Origin of the sequence: Hymenobacter lapidiphilus, from assembly GCF_003417065.2 — a bacterium.
Lineage (GTDB): Bacteria > Bacteroidota > Bacteroidia > Cytophagales > Hymenobacteraceae > Hymenobacter.
Genome location: NZ_QVLT01000073.1, coordinates 1 through 572, shown reverse-complemented (window position 1 = coordinate 572; position 572 = coordinate 1). Strand labels below are relative to the sequence as shown.

The following is a 572-nucleotide window of genomic DNA, read 5'->3' as shown; positions in this document are numbered from 1 at the left end:
TAGGGCTAAGTCGTAACAAGGTAGCCGTACCGGAAGGTGCGGCTGGATCACCTCCTTTCTGGAGCTATCCGACCTTCGATTCGTGGACTTCTAATTGATTACCGATAACGTCTTTTCCTCTCATTCAATATTTTCACGGATTCGACTCCGCTTGTCGAGCCGGGCTTGTAGCTCAGGTGGTTAGAGCGCTACACTGATAATGTAGAGGTCCCTGGTTCGAGTCCAGGCAGGCCCACTGCCTTTAACGAAAGGCTAAACGGGTACCAACCGGGGGATTAGCTCAGCTGGCTAGAGCACCTGCCTTGCACGCAGGGGGTCAACGGTTCGACTCCGTTATTCTCCACCATTACCTAAATACCAGTCGGGTATTTACTAGGTGACAGAATAATTTCGAAATTAGAATAGGAAACTGTTCGATTTCACCCTGTAGGCCAATTGGGGCTGCACACGTTCTTTGACATAGAGGAAAACAGAGTAAAAGAAAAAGAAAGCAATAAGAGTGATTAACCTATGGTTAGTCACCCGAGCCGCAACTGCCTACGGGCAGTTGCTCTACGAGAAGTAGAGAAGGG

The 572-nt window shown here is 49.0% G+C and carries 2 tRNA genes and 1 rRNA gene; all 3 read left to right on the top strand.

From position 1 onward, the window contains the following. A 16S ribosomal RNA gene (locus tag D0N36_RS19250) occupies positions 1 to 58 on the top strand; the annotation flags it as partial. Between the two features lie 103 nt (positions 59 to 161). Continuing rightward, positions 162 to 235: transfer RNA gene (locus D0N36_RS19245), tRNA-Ile, on the top strand. A gap of 34 nt (positions 236 to 269) precedes the next feature. Further along, positions 270 to 346 (top strand) — tRNA-Ala (locus D0N36_RS19240). Positions 347 to 572 lie beyond the last annotated feature (226 nt).